Below are 14,487 nucleotides of genomic sequence, written 5' to 3'. Positions count from 1 at the left end.
ATAATTTATGAACTCTGCAAGAACACTTTATTTGATTTTAAATACTATTATTATACTTCTTCTCGTAGGTATTGGTTTAGGGGTTTTCATTTATATCATGATGCTCTTTGGTGTAGAACAGGATTTTATCGGTATAGATATGGATAAGGCCAATTTTAAAACTGAAGTAAAGCATATTTTTTACACCATCTTAAGACTTGGCGTTTACGCTATTTTTATCAAGGCACTTTGGAATTTGAGAAAGGTTATAAAATTATTTTTGAACAAAGATTTTTATAATAGTCAACTCATAACATTGCTATTGACTTCTGGAAAACTTATGGTAATAACTGGAGTTTCTGGATGGTGTATTGATGCAATGAGTGATGTGTTTTTTAAATTCAGATTTACAATTGGAATAAGTGAAACAACATTGGCCTATTTATTTATAATAGCTGTGGGATTATTTTTAATGTTAATAAGTACAGTACTAAGAGATACTAAAGCTATAAAAGAAGAAAACGACTTAACAATATAGGTTATGAAAGATAATACAACAACGCTTACGATAATTACTTGGGCTATTTTGCTAGGAGCGGTTTCAGTACTTTTAAATGATATTCGGGAGTTTGATTTTAATCAGTTTGAGAAATTTACTAATTGGGCAAAAACTGCAGATAAGAATGCGTCTTGGTTTACTTCAAAGAATGCTATTGAATGGAGTTACTATACTATTAGCGCCGGTATTTTCTTTTGGCGAGGTTATTTGATTTATGGCTTTAGTTACTTCTTGTCTATTCTAAAAGAAGTTGAAGCTGGAAATTATTTTAGTGATAAGAACATCAAATACTTTAAGAAGATTGGAGATATTTTTATAAGCTACACCATAGGCATATTAATACTTAGATTCCTTTTAGCTACGATTGGAGAGTCTACATTTAATTTTTTCAATGAACTCAAAGCAGAGTTTACATTTTTAATTCCTGCAGGTTTGGCTTTTTACGTTTTAGCAGAGATTTTTAAACGAGGAAAACAAGTAGAAGAAGAAAACGAACTAACCATATAACTTATGTCCATAAAAGTAAACTTAGACATCATGTTGGTTAAGCGTAATATGAAAAGTAAGGAGCTTGCTGAAATTATTGGTATTACTACTGCTAACATGTCTATACTAAAATCTGGAAAAGCAAAAGCAGTTCGATTCTCAACTTTAGAAGCTATATGTAAAGCTTTGGATTGCCAGCCAAGCGACATTTTAGAGTACGTTGAAGATTAATTGTCGCGTATTAACTATACATAAACTATACATAAACTATACAACACGTTAATTGTATTGTGCGTCAATACATAGTTTAATATCTTCATACACTAAACTAAAAAAGTTGAGTGTAAAAAATCAAATAATCCTCATATTCTTACTTTTTTCTGGTTCTATACTGCATGCGCAACTCAATGCAACAACAATAGGAGATGCTGTAGATCAAGGAAATAATTGTTTTATCATTACCCAAGATTTAGGTTTTCAATCTGGAGGCGTTTGGTATGATAATGCCATAGATTTTGACAATGATTTCACTATTAATTACCAAAATAACTTTGGTAACAAGGACAATAATGGTGCCGATGGTATGGCACTTGTTTTTAAAAGAAATCCAACGCCTCAGTTAGGAAGTGCTGGTGGCGGTATGGGATATGAAGGTATAACGGAGTCTTTAATTATAGAATTTGACACCTATCAGAATAATATTCCCTCTGAAGGTCTTTTAGCGGATCCAATATTTGACCATATTGCTATCCAACGTGATGGAAATCCTTTTCATAACAATCCAAGTGCAAATTTAGCTGGACCTATACAGGCAAGTCTTACATCTCAAAATATTGAAGATGGAAATACGCATGAGATAAAAATTGAATGGATTGCTGCAATAAACAGACTTAATGTATATTTTGATTGTGAATTAAGGCTGAGTTTAATTCAAGACGTAAAGAATAATATTTTTTCTGGAGATGATTCTGTCTTTTTTGGTTTTGTAGGATCAACAGGTGGTCAATCTAATTTACACCAAGTCTGTTTTAATAGTATTTCATTTATAGATAATTTGCAATTGCAAAACGAAACTATATGTCTTAATGATGACATTCAAGTAGATGCAAGCATTCCTAGCGGTGTAACTTATGCTTGGTCACCAACCATAGGAGTAAGTAATCCTAATATTGCTAATCCATCATTTTCTCCAAACAGTACAACTATTTACACAGTGACTATTAGTGATATTTGTGGAGATACTACTGTAGATGATTTTCTATTAGTGGTTTTACCAGTTGAAACACCCACGTTTAATTCTGTAGGACCTATTTGTGAAGGTGGATCATTAACATCTCTACCAACAACATCTTTAGAAGGCATTACAGGCACATGGTCACCTACATTAAATAATACAGTGACGACAACTTACACCTTTACTCCAAACGCTAATAGTTGTGCAAATCAGACAACTCTAGATATTGTTGTCATACCACTAACCGTGCCTACATTTGACGCTGTAGCTCCAATATGTGAAGGTGATACAATCACTGCTTTACCAACAACGTCAAATAACGGAATTACTGGGACATGGTCTCCAGCTTTAGACAATACGGTGACTACAATTTATACATTTACGCCAGATACTGGTCAAGGTTGTGTAGATACTACGACATTGCAAATTGATGTTACGCCTCCAACAACTCCTAGTTTTGATGCGGTCAATCCTGTTTGTGAAGGAGATACAATGACACCATTACCAACGACATCACTCAATGGCTTTACAGGTACATGGTCACCAGCGTTAGATAATACAACGACAACGACATACACATTTACGCCAGATGCTATGCAATGTGCAGAAAGTACAACCTTACAAATTGTAGTAAATACACCAATTGATCCAACTTTTGATGCCGTTGATACAATATGCGAAGGAGATACTATGATGCCATTACCAACAACATCTAACAATGGAGTTACTGGAACATGGTCGCCAGCCTTAGATAATTCCACAACTACAACATATACATTTACACCAAATGCAGCAGAATGTGCTAATACTACAACTTTACAAATTGTAGTATCATCGAGGATTGACCCAATCTTTGATGCTGTAGCAACCATCTGCGAAGGCGATATTTTAACTGATTTACCAACGACATCCAATAACGGTATTTCTGGTACATGGTCGCCAGTCCTAAATAATAGTGCTACAACAACCTATACATTTACGCCAAATATAGATGAGTGTGCTAATACAGCACTATTAACTATAGATGTAACACCGAATACAACACCAACTTTTGATGTTGTAAACCCGATTTGTCCTGGTGAGTTTTTGGCAGAATTACCACTAACGTCTAACAACGGAATAACAGGGACATGGTCGCCAGCTTTGGACAATACAATAACAACAATCTATACATTTACGCCAGACACAGGTCAAGGTTGTGTAGTAAATACCACATTAGAAATTGTGGTGACACCACCAGTAGTACCAACGTTTGATTTACCAGAATCCATTTGCGAAGACGAAATCACAAGTCCATTGCCAACAATTTCCTTGGAAGGTGTCACAGGTGCTTGGTCAGAGCCGATAAATAACCAAATGACGACGACCTATACATTTATACCAGACCCAAATCAATGTGCATCTAGTATTGAAGCAACAATAGATGTTATTCCGTTTAGTCAATTGGAATTTACTATTGAATTAATTTCGGAAGCATTTAGTAGTAATCAAATTGTTGAGGTTAATGTGACTGGTGGAAACGGTATATATGAGTATCAATTAGATAATGGACTGTGGGTGAATAATAATACATTTATGAATATTACAGGTTGTAACGACCATATCATGAAAGTGAGACAAATCGATGGTTGTAGTAATATTGCAACAGAAACATTTACTGTATTGGATTATCCCAAATTTTTCACTCCAAATGGCGATAGTGATAATCCAACTTGGAATATCAATTGCCTACGTGATAGACCAGGAGCCCTCATTACTATTTTTAATAGATATGGCAAATTATTAAAACAAATGAGCCCAAACAGTCCAGGTTGGGATGGTACATTTAACGGAAACCCTATGCCTACAAGTGACTATTGGTTTAGAGCAGATTATTTTAATGACGACGGAAATGCAACAACATTTTCATCACATTTTTCATTAAAACGCTAAAATAATTAGGTCAACTTTTTACACTTTCTTTTATCTTTACAATCTATGTATGCTTTAGTCGATTGTAATAATTTTTACGCCTCTTGTGAGCGCGTTTTTAACCCTAATTTAGAAGGAAGACCCGTTGCTATTCTTAGTAATAACGACGGTTGTGTTATTTCTATGAGTGATGAAGCTAAAGCAATAAAGTTGCCGTTTGGCGCGCCTATTTTTAAGTGGGAGAGCTTCTGTAAAACGAATGATATTTCGGTATTATCATCTAACTATCCATTATACGGCGACATGAGTCATCGAGTTATGAGAATCCTAGAGCAGTTTTCGCCAGAAGTCGAAGTCTATAGTATCGACGAAGCATTTTTAAAGTTTGAAGGCTTTGAAAATTACGATTTAAAAGACTATGGGCTTAAGATTAGAAAACGAATTTTGAAGTGGACTGGCATTCCAACATGCGTAGGTATTGCGCCAACAAAGGCTTTGAGTAAAGTTGCTAATAAAATAGCTAGAAAGTTTCCAGATGAAACCAAAGGCAGCTACGTTATAGATTCTGATAAAAGCCGAATTAAAGCCCTAAAATGGATGGACATTGGTGATGTTTGGGGTATCGGTCGTGGACTAAAAAAACGACTTGAAGCCAAAGGATGTAAAACAGCTTATGATTTTACACAACTCGATGATAATTGGGTACGAAAAACATTATCCATTGTCGTATGGCGCTTAAAAAAAGATTTAGAAGGTATTTCTAAAATTGAAATGGAAGAGCCAGCACGCAAAAAAGCCATTGCTACAACCCGAAGCTTCGACTACACCTACGACGACATTAATTATATAAAAGAACGAATTTCTACCTTTGCTACCATCTGTTCCGAAAAATTACGTGTACAAAAATCGAGTTGCCATAGTATTGTTGTAATGCTACGAAGTGATAAACACAAAGAAGGTGCAGAGCAACATCGCGGAAGTATAATGGTGAGTTTTCCGTACCCAACAGATTCTTCTTTATTAATTAGTCAACAAGCAGTAAAAGCTGTAGAGCGACTTTATAAAAAAGGAATCAGATACAAAAAAGCTGGTGTTATGGTTACAGGATTAGTACCAACAGATAATTATCAATTGGATTTGTTTAGTTCTGAAGACCCAAAGCATAAGCCTTTAATGTCTGCCATTGATGCACTAAATAAAAAGTACAAAAATCATAAAATAAGGCTTGGGAACCAGGATTTAAAACGTACATGGAAAATGCGCCAAGAACGTTTATCGCCAAGATATACCACGAATATTAAAGATATATTGATAGTTAAATAAGAAAGTTATAACTTAGAAAATAAATTTAGTAGAATGCATATGATAGCTCCAAAATCTGAAAGTCTTATATTTTTTATACCAGAGCGTACTGATGATAATGGTGCGCATTTTTTCGATACCGGAATTTCGGCGGGATTTCCTTCACCAGCGGAAGATTTTAAAGAGCAACGTTTATCTCTTGACGATGAGTTGGTGAAAAATAAGGAAGCGACTTTTTATGCAAGAGTTAGTGGGCAATCCATGATTGGAGCAGGTTTAGATGACAACGATTTATTAGTTATAGACCGAAGTCTGGAGCCAGAAAATAATAAGATAGCCGTTTGTTTCTTGGATGGAGAATTTACAGTAAAACGTCTTAGAGTTTCAAATGATGAAGTCTGGCTTCAGCCTGAGAACCCTAATTATCCAATTATAAAAATCACAGAAGCTAATACCTTCGTTATTTGGGGAATTGTAACAAATGTTATTAAAAAAGTGTAATTAGATAATACCTATAAAATAAAAAAACGCGAAGCATTTGCTTCGCGTTTTTTTATGGATTAATAATTCCTACAAAATTAATCTGCAAGGATAATTATTTTATTGTCATTTATTTCTAAAGTCCCAGAGTTAATGGCTAACATAGTTTTTCCATTTTCTATTGTAAATTTATCAGCAACCTCTTCTTCTAAAGAAATATTACCACTGATTTTTACTAGACCAGCTTTAAGTATTGATACGATAGGAGCGTGGCTGTTAAGCATTTCAAACTCTCCGTTTACGCCAGGAACTGCAACGCTAGTTACATCTCCGCTAAATAAAGTGGCTTCTGGTGATACAATTTCTAAATACATAGTTTTAGAGTTTTTGATTAAGCTTCAGCTAACATTTTTTCTCCAGCTTCAATAGCTTCTTCGATAGAACCTTTAAGGTTAAATGCTGCTTCTGGTAAGTGATCTAACTCACCGTCCATAATCATATTAAAACCTTTAATAGTTTCTTTAATATCTACTAATACACCAGGAATACCTGTAAATTGCTCAGCTACGTGGAATGGTTGAGATAAGAAACGTTGAACACGACGTGCACGACCTACAGCCATTTTATCTTCTTCAGATAATTCTTCCATACCTAAGATGGCGATGATATCTTGCAATTCCTTATAACGTTGTAATAACTCTTTTACTCTTTGAGCACAATCATAATGCTCATCTCCTAAAATATCAGCAGTTAAAATTCTAGATGTAGAATCTAATGGATCTACAGCTGGGTAAATACCTAACTCAGCAATTTTACGAGATAATACCGTTGTTGCATCTAAGTGAGCAAACGTTGTTGCTGGTGCTGGATCCGTTAAATCATCCGCAGGTACATAAACCGCTTGAACAGATGTAATAGATCCTTTTTTAGTAGAAGTAATACGTTCTTGCATCGCACCCATTTCAGTTGCTAAAGTAGGTTGGTAACCTACCGCTGATGGCATACGACCTAATAATGCAGATACTTCAGAACCGGCTTGTGTAAAACGGAAGATGTTATCTACGAAGAAAAGTACATCTTTTCCTTGTCCATCTCCAGCACCATCACGGAAATATTCTGCTATAGTTAATCCAGAAAGTGCTACACGAGCACGAGCTCCAGGAGGCTCATTCATTTGTCCGAATACGAAAGTTGCTTTAGAATCCTTCATAGCAGTTTTATCTACTTTTTGAAGATCCCAACCACCTTCTTCCATAGAATGCATAAAGTCATCACCATACTTGATAATTCCTGACTCTAACATCTCACGAAGTAAATCGTTTCCTTCACGTGTTCTTTCACCTACTCCTGCGAATACAGAAAGTCCACCGTGTCCTTTTGCAATATTGTTAATCAACTCTTGGATTAATACTGTTTTACCTACACCAGCACCACCAAATAATCCAATCTTACCACCTTTTGCATAAGGTTCAATTAAATCGATTACCTTAATACCTGTAAATAAAACTTCAGTAGAAGTTGATAATTCTTCAAATTTTGGTGCGCTTCTGTGTATCGGAAGACCAGCGTCACCAGATTTAGGTAAATCTCCTAGACCATCAATTGCATCACCAATTACATTGAAAAGACGCCCGTAAACATCACCACCTATAGGCATTTGTATTGGAGCGCCAGTTGCAACAACTTCTGTTCCTCTACTTAAACCATCTGATGAGTCCATAGCAATAGTACGAACAGTATCTTCACCAATGTGAGATTGTACTTCTAATACTAATTTTGAACCATCTTGGTTATTAATCTCTAACGAATCATAAATCTTAGGAAGTTCTGAACCAGCAGCGAATTCTACATCGATAACTGGACCTACGATTTGTGCAACTTTACCTGTAACTTTAGACATTACTTATATGTTTTTGTTTTGCAATAGTTTAAAAATGAAAAACAATGATTTTTCGATATGAAACGCCTCTGTTTTTCGCGCTGCAAAGATAGAGTTTTATTTAAAAAATAAAGACTTTTTTATTAAGCTTTTTTATATAAAAAAAACGCGTTCAATTTGAACGCGTTTTCATTTTATGAGAATAGACTATTTTATTGTAATAATCCAGGTGAATAGTTTGTGTTGTAAGTAGAAACATCTACTAGATTACCAGATGCTTCAAAGTTAGAACCATATGTAGCATCTATTGCTTTTAGCATTTCATTAGCTATAAATGCGTATCCTCTAGAGTTAGGGTGAACACCATCTAAAGAGAATGCACCACCAGTAACTAAATCAGATGTAATTACAAGTCCACTAGTTTCTATACCAGTAGAAGCTAATTGATCTAGTAGTGTATTAGCATCTAATAATGCATATCCGTTAGCACTAGCTACTGCAGAAATCACTTGATTGTATTGCGCAGTTGCTGCAGCTATTTCTGCTTGTTCACTTGGTAATAATACCCATCTGTCTGCTAAAGGAATTGCGACACCATTAACAGATAAAGGATTACCAGGTTGAGCTTCTGTTCCAATAAAAGAAGCACTAGCTAAGACGAATAAATCAGCAGATGTTGCTTGTCTTATATTTGGTAATGTTACAAATGTTCCTGGTCCCGTAGGTAATGTAATAGGAGTTAATGTTTCATCCTCAATTACAACTGCGTTGTTAGCAGAGGCTGTAAAATTTATTGTCCTAGCAGCTAATTCATCAGCGTCAATTATATTGTTTGCTGCTGCCGCTTGTAAACCTCCATTATATTGTGCATAAGCACCATTAACTGCTGTTGCAGTTGCTGCATCAAGAGGTATTATATCGTGAGTTACTGTTGTAAAGTTAGGTATAGCTGTTACATTTGGAATATTAGCTAAAATACCTTGAACGCCAGGAACATTACCTGCCATAGTAGCTACAATAGCTTGATAAGATGCTTCGAAACCAACACCAGGAACACCTGCCATTGGTGTTATTGGGTCTGAACCATCACCTCCAGAAAGCGCATATCCTAAAACATCATTGTTTCCAATCCAAAGAGAGAAAAATGATGGTTGTTGCGCTACTGCATCAGCGATAACACTTGTTCCTGGACTACTTGCCATTCTAACAAAATAAGGATTAGCTGTTGCTGGCATTGCAAAAACACCATTTAAATCACCATAACCTGGCGCTAATAAATGGAAGCTTTTTGCTCCAGGTACACCAAGATTATTAAAAGGTCCAGTTGGATTGTTAAGAATAATGTCTGTAGTTGGTTGTATTGGACCTACGATACTAGATAAAGGTGCAGGACCTGATCCGTCAAATACAAGTCTTGGCCCAAAACCAGGAAGCGGAGTTCCACCAGCTAAAAGACCACCAATATTATCATTTGTTAATGGTTGAGTAAACGCACCACCGTTAGCAAGCATCTGGAATTGTTGCGCTAATATTGCAGGCGTAGAATTCTCTTGAGATACTTTGTACAAAGCACTATCTGCAAAACCTGCAGTAAGTGAATTACCCATAGATACGTAGTTAGAAGCATTTAATGAACCTGCATTAAAATCTTCTAAAACAACAGGCTCTTCTTGACCTCTGTTTCTTAAATCGTCTAGTGTTTCGTTCTCACAGGCCATAAAACCTATACTAAGAAGAGACAACGCTATATGTTTAATATTTTTCATCATGATTTGTCTTTATAATTATTATAAGTTATTAATTGTCCATGAAAGGTAGTACTGCGAACCAATAAATCCTGTACCAAAAGCAGTAAAGTATTCATCTTGTAATAAGTTAGTAGCACCTAGCTTAAATGTAGATTTGAAACTTGGTATTCTGTAATTAATTTGAGCATCTAATACATTAAATGCTGGTACTTCACCGTCTCCAAAAGATGCTTCCCAGAAGTAATTATCACTCCATCTCCAAGCCACGTTGAAACCTAAGTTTTTAATAACTTCAGTTTTACCAAAGCTTACCTTTACTTTGTGCTCTGGTGTGTTAAAGTTTGTTCTAAAATCAGGATTGGCATTAACGTCAAAATCTAATTTTGTATACGTGTAGTTAGCACTTAAATCAAATCCATTAAATATTTTTTTAGAAACTTGTATAGCACCACCGTAAGAATTAATATCTGCATCAGAATTAGTATACGTTTGGTAAGCTTGGAAGTCTCCGTTAGCAATTGCTGCAACTGCTAAAGGCGTTGATGTTCCAGGTATATTTTGTGTTAACTGAACATCTCCGTAAAAAGGAGCAATCACAGTTTCATTAGCTAAGAAATCTTTGTAAGCATTGAAATAAGCCGATGCATCGATTACAAAACCTTCTACTTTACCACGGTAACCAACTTCGAAAGAAGTTACTTGTTCTGGTTGTGCTAGATTAGAATTTGCAATTTGTAAGTCTGCAGGGTTTCCTGTATTTGCAAAACCATCAACTACCGAGCTTGCAAAGAACGAATTATTGTAAGCGCCAGACCCATTTATATTAACAGAGTTTGAACCTAAAATTGAAGCTCCAAATGCACTGAGTGAATTGTTAGCTACATTGTAGTTTCTGATATCTCTTGCAGGGTTATCAGGAGCACCACCAATTAGGATTGCACGACCAACATCTAAACCAATATATAAATCTTGAGTAGTAGGGTTTCTAAATCCTGTTTGGAAAGAAGCTCTAAAGTTATGATTTTCATTAACGGTAAAACCAGCAGATAATCTTGGTGAAAAGAAACCATCAAATAATTCTGATTTATCATATCTTAAAGATCCTGTGAGTTTTAGCTCAACATTATCAGAAAGCTCTAAGGATTTTTGAATTTGTGTGTAAACACCTACTTCAGAGTAGTTAATTGGACCATCTACATCAGTATAAATGGTGCCAGAAGAGTTTAAGCTATAAGTTCTGAATGAACCACCAACCTGTACTTCAGCGACATCCCAAAGGTGACTAAAGTTATAGTTTGCGTCTGCATGCCAGATTTTAGAATTGTCCTGAAACTTAGAACCTGTTGTTAAGTCTGGGTCATTTATACTTTGGTTAAATGCATTTTGAAACTCTGGAGTTCCTGGCAAAAATCTTTCAATATTGTCTGCTTGTCCAGGTAAGTCTATAACTTCATCAGCAACTTGTCTAGATAAGGCATGTATTTGAGCATCAGTTAAACCACTCGGATTTCCTGATAATAAAACACCAGCATATGTTCCTATATAATCTCCAAACCAATCGCCATCACTTTTCCATGCTCTGTTAATGTTTACTCCTGTGAATACCATATCGTAAGAGTCTCCAGCCTTATCCTCTGTTACATATCCTCTTACAAAGAAGTTATCGTTTCTGATTTCTAATTTGTGTTGCTGTAAAAAGAAGTTTTTTATATTATATCTGTTTGCACCCTGATAAATAGTATTACCCAAACCAAGTTTACCAATATATTGGATTTCAAAATCATTTGCCCAAGGTCGGAAATATAATCCCCAGTCTGCTTTAATACTTTCAGCATTATAGTCAGTTAAATCTCTTTCATTGTATCCTGTTCTACTTACGACTACATCAGGTATAAGTCCTGAACCTGAAGCATCTCTAATATTTGTAGAAACTTCATCACCATAAACATTTATTCCGTCATAATCAGTATCAGCTCTTGTAAGACCTCTATTAAATCTGTCTTCTTCACTAGTAGCAGCCCAGTCAGTTCCTTTTAAGTATCCAAAGTTAACTTTAGCAGCAAACTTCTCACTGAATTTATATGCCATTCTAATACCAAAATCGGTATAATCATTATCACCTGCAGCTTCTTGAGAAGTAATACCTCTTTTTATGTAACCACTAATGCCTTGATTATCGAAAGGACTTTTACTTCTCATGAAAAGAATACCGTTAAATGCATTCGCACCATATAATGCCGATGCAGCTCCAGGTAAGAGCTCTATACTATTAACGTCTGTTTCTACCATACCTAATAGATTACCTAACGGAAAGTTAAGTGCTGGCGCAGAGTTATCCATACCATCTACTAACTGCATAAAACGTGTATTTGCAAAACTTGCAAAACCTCTAGTGTTAATGGATTTAAAAGTTAAACTATTTGTGTTAATATCGACACCTTTAAGGTTTTCTAATCCATCATAAAAATCTACTGAAGGTGTGTTTTTGACTTCTTTTAATCCAAAACGTTCAACAGTTACAGGAGATTCAAAAATTCGTTCAGGTGTTCTTGAAGCAGAAATAACAATCTCATCAAGTTCATTACCCTCAACCATTTTTACATCAATGGTTTGGTTGTTAGAAGTGACTTCTATAGTCTGAGTTTCAAAACCTGTGTAAGTTATTACAAGTTTAAAAGGTGGAGCTTGGTCAGTGTCAATGATATATTTTCCATCAAAATCTGAACTTGTTCCAGTTGTCGTCCCTTCTATTATAATATTAGCGCCAGGTAGGGGTTGCCCTGTGTTATCTGTAATAGTCCCTTTTACTGTGGTTTGCGCAAAGGAAATCACTGATAAAAGCATTACAAAAAGCTTAAAGGTTGTCTTCATGTTATAGAATTAGTTTATTTATAGGTTGCCAATTTAAATAAATATATGAAAACTTGATAACAAAATCTTAAAAAATTATGCACGCATAGCATCTTTTGATAACAAATCAGATGCAAAAACAACAAATCCATAAAAAAACAAAGTTTTTTTATGGATTTGTTAATACGTAATCATGTATGTTTTTTACTCTACAGTTACCGATTTTGCCAAATTTCTTGGTTGGTCTACATTTTTCTCTAGCATAACTGCAATGTGGTATGATAGAAGTTGTAGTGGTATCGTAGTAAGTAAAGGACTTAAAGATTCTAGGGTTTCTGGAACTTCAATTGTATGGTCAGCTAATTTTTTAACATCAACATCTCCTTCTGTAACTATAGCTATAATTTTACCTTTTCTAGATTTAATTTCTTGAATATTGCTAACTACTTTTTCGTAGTGTCCCTTTTTGGTTGCAATAACAAAAACCGGCATTTGTTCGTCAATTAAAGCTATTGGTCCATGTTTCATTTCTGCAGCAGGATAACCTTCTGCATGGATATATGAAATTTCTTTTAGTTTAAGGGCACCTTCAAGTGCTACGGGGAAATTATATCCTCTTCCTAAATAAAGACAGTTTTGCGCGTCTTTGTAAGTTTTTGCAACGGTTTTGATATGTTTATCAGACTGTAATGCTTTTGCAACTTTATCAGGTATTAATTCTAATTGCTCTAAGTGAAAATGGAAATCTGATTTAGAGATGGCACCTTTTTCTTTTGCTAATTTTAAAGCTATTAAAGTGAGAACTGTTATTTGAGTTGTGAATGCTTTTGTTGAAGCAACTCCAATTTCTGGACCCGCATGTGTATATGCGCCAGCGTCCGTTTCACGAGCGATACTAGAACCAACAACATTGCAAACCCCAAATACGAAGGCTCCATGTTTTTTTGCTAATTTTATTGCCGCGAGAGTATCCGCTGTTTCACCAGATTGGGAAATTGCAATGACAACATCTTTGTCAGTTATTACAGGGTTTCTGTATCTAAATTCCGAAGCATATTCAACTTCAACAGGGATTCTTGCTAAATCCTCAAAAATATATTCTGCAACTAACCCTGCATGCCAAGAGGTACCGCATGCTACAATGATTATTCTGTTGGCATTTAGAAATTTTTCTTTATGGTTCTCGACACCAGACATTCTAATAATACCTTCTTTAGCTAATAAACGTCCACGGTATGTATCTCTAATGGCGTGAGGTTGTTCGTAAATTTCCTTTAGCATAAAGTGTTCAAAACCTCCCTTTTCAATTTGTTCTAAATTGAATTTTAGTTCTTGCATTAAAGGATTGACCAAAGAGTCATCTTTTATTTTACGAATTTTTATCTTTTTTCCAAGACGAACAACGGCCATTTCTTCATCTTCGAGGTAAATTGCGTTTTTTGTAAACTCTATAAAAGGTGAAGCATCACTGGCTATAAAAAATTCTTCATCACCAACGCCTATAGCTAAAGGACTACCAAGTTTAGCAACTACAATTTCATTAGGCTTATTTTTATCAAATACAGCGATAGCGTATGCGCCAACGACTTCGTTTAAAGCAATCTGTACTGCTTTACCAAGTTTTACATCTTGTTTCTTCTTTACTTCTTCTATAAGATTTATTAAAACTTCAGTGTCTGTATCTGATTTAAAAGTATAGCCTCTTTTCTTTAATTCAGTTTTAATAGCTTCATAATTTTCAATGATTCCATTATGAATAATTACTAAATCTCCAGAATTAGAATAGTGTGGGTGAGAGTTGACATCATTTGGTACTCCATGAGTTGCCCAACGTGTGTGTCCAATACCTAAGTTTCCAGTTGTAGGAATTTCGTTTTCAAGTCTTTCTTTTAAGTCAGCAACTTTACCTTTCGTTTTTGAAAGCTTGATGTTGTTACCATCATAAAGTGCTATCCCAGCACTGTCATAACCTCTATACTCAAGACGTTGTAATCCTTTGAGAATAATTGGGTAAGCTTCTCTATGACCTATATATCCTACAATTCCACACATATATTCC

At 35.1% G+C, this 14,487-nt stretch carries 11 protein-coding genes; 6 read left to right on the top strand and 5 right to left on the bottom strand.

Annotated features, from left to right (window positions below; all coding sequences use genetic code 11):
- Positions 1 to 7 precede the first annotated feature (7 nt).
- The 6 genes from BTO05_RS07725 (at position 8) to BTO05_RS07700 (ending at position 5,972) form a co-directional block, all read left to right on the top strand.
- A complete protein-coding gene (locus BTO05_RS07725; RefSeq protein ID WP_087492111.1) occupies positions 8 to 517 on the top strand; it encodes a DUF2975 domain-containing protein in 510 nt (169 codons plus the stop codon).
- 3 nt (positions 518 to 520) lie between these two features.
- Entirely contained in the window at positions 521 to 1,045 is a 525-nt protein-coding gene (locus tag BTO05_RS07720; RefSeq protein ID WP_087492110.1) for a DUF2975 domain-containing protein, read from the top strand.
- Between the two features lie 3 nt (positions 1,046 to 1,048).
- On the top strand, positions 1,049 to 1,255 hold the full coding sequence (locus BTO05_RS07715; RefSeq protein ID WP_087492109.1) for a helix-turn-helix domain-containing protein: 207 nt from the start codon (positions 1,049 to 1,051) through the stop codon (positions 1,253 to 1,255).
- Positions 1,256 to 1,361: 106 nt separating this feature from the next.
- Positions 1,362 to 4,190, top strand: a complete 2,829-nt coding sequence (locus BTO05_RS07710) for a lectin-like domain-containing protein (RefSeq protein WP_087492108.1) — start codon at positions 1,362 to 1,364, stop codon at positions 4,188 to 4,190.
- Between the two features lie 45 nt (positions 4,191 to 4,235).
- Positions 4,236 to 5,492 carry a Y-family DNA polymerase gene (locus tag BTO05_RS07705; RefSeq protein WP_087492107.1) on the top strand — a complete coding sequence of 419 codons (1,257 nt, stop codon included), beginning with the start codon at positions 4,236 to 4,238 and terminating at the stop codon, positions 5,490 to 5,492.
- A gap of 39 nt (positions 5,493 to 5,531) precedes the next feature.
- The gene (locus tag BTO05_RS07700) at positions 5,532 to 5,972 is read left to right on the top strand and encodes a LexA family protein (protein ID WP_087493308.1); all 441 of its coding nucleotides are present in this window, start codon (positions 5,532 to 5,534) and stop codon (positions 5,970 to 5,972) included.
- Between the two features lie 77 nt (positions 5,973 to 6,049).
- Here BTO05_RS07700 and BTO05_RS07695 read toward each other — a convergent pair whose 3' ends face one another.
- From BTO05_RS07695 to glmS, 5 genes are all read right to left on the bottom strand, one after another.
- A complete protein-coding gene (locus BTO05_RS07695; RefSeq protein WP_087492106.1) occupies positions 6,050 to 6,325 on the bottom strand; it encodes a F0F1 ATP synthase subunit epsilon in 276 nt (91 codons plus the stop codon).
- 17 nt (positions 6,326 to 6,342) lie between these two features.
- A complete protein-coding gene (atpD, locus tag BTO05_RS07690) occupies positions 6,343 to 7,851 on the bottom strand; it encodes a F0F1 ATP synthase subunit beta (RefSeq protein ID WP_087492105.1) in 1,509 nt (502 codons plus the stop codon).
- Between the two features lie 191 nt (positions 7,852 to 8,042).
- A complete protein-coding gene (locus tag BTO05_RS07685) occupies positions 8,043 to 9,599 on the bottom strand; it encodes a G-D-S-L family lipolytic protein (protein WP_317041890.1) in 1,557 nt (518 codons plus the stop codon).
- 18 nt (positions 9,600 to 9,617) lie between these two features.
- Complete coding sequence (locus BTO05_RS07680) at positions 9,618 to 12,449, bottom strand: TonB-dependent receptor (protein ID WP_087492103.1); 2,832 nt, start codon at positions 12,447 to 12,449, stop codon at positions 9,618 to 9,620.
- A gap of 183 nt (positions 12,450 to 12,632) precedes the next feature.
- Positions 12,633 to 14,480, bottom strand: coding sequence for a glutamine--fructose-6-phosphate transaminase (isomerizing) (gene glmS, locus BTO05_RS07675; protein ID WP_087492102.1), 1,848 nt, complete (start codon positions 14,478 to 14,480; stop codon positions 12,633 to 12,635).
- Positions 14,481 to 14,487 lie beyond the last annotated feature (7 nt).

Source organism: Winogradskyella sp. PC-19 (assembly GCF_002163855.1).
Taxonomy (GTDB): domain Bacteria; phylum Bacteroidota; class Bacteroidia; order Flavobacteriales; family Flavobacteriaceae; genus Winogradskyella.
The sequence above is the reverse complement of the archived record's forward strand: the minus strand, read 5'-3'. Positions and strand labels throughout refer to the sequence as shown.

Bases quoted from the DNA above. Each gene is read 5' to 3' on its own strand.
- BTO05_RS07725 (WP_087492111.1), top strand. From the start codon at position 8: ATGAACTCTGCAAGAACACTTTATTTGATTTTAAATACTATTATTATA.
- BTO05_RS07720 (WP_087492110.1), top strand. From the start codon at position 521: ATGAAAGATAATACAACAACGCTTACGATAATTACTTGGGCTATTTTG.
- BTO05_RS07715 (WP_087492109.1), top strand. From the start codon at position 1,049: ATGTCCATAAAAGTAAACTTAGACATCATGTTGGTTAAGCGTAATATG.
- BTO05_RS07705 (WP_087492107.1), top strand. From the start codon at position 4,236: ATGTATGCTTTAGTCGATTGTAATAATTTTTACGCCTCTTGTGAGCGC.
- BTO05_RS07700 (WP_087493308.1), top strand. From the start codon at position 5,532: ATGATAGCTCCAAAATCTGAAAGTCTTATATTTTTTATACCAGAGCGT.
- BTO05_RS07695 (WP_087492106.1), bottom strand. From the start codon at position 6,325: ATGTATTTAGAAATTGTATCACCAGAAGCCACTTTATTTAGCGGAGAT.
- atpD (WP_087492105.1), bottom strand. From the start codon at position 7,851: ATGTCTAAAGTTACAGGTAAAGTTGCACAAATCGTAGGTCCAGTTATC.
- BTO05_RS07685 (WP_317041890.1), bottom strand. From the start codon at position 9,599: ATGATGAAAAATATTAAACATATAGCGTTGTCTCTTCTTAGTATAGGT.
- BTO05_RS07680 (WP_087492103.1), bottom strand. From the start codon at position 12,449: ATGAAGACAACCTTTAAGCTTTTTGTAATGCTTTTATCAGTGATTTCC.
- glmS (WP_087492102.1), bottom strand. From the start codon at position 14,480: ATGTGTGGAATTGTAGGATATATAGGTCATAGAGAAGCTTACCCAATT.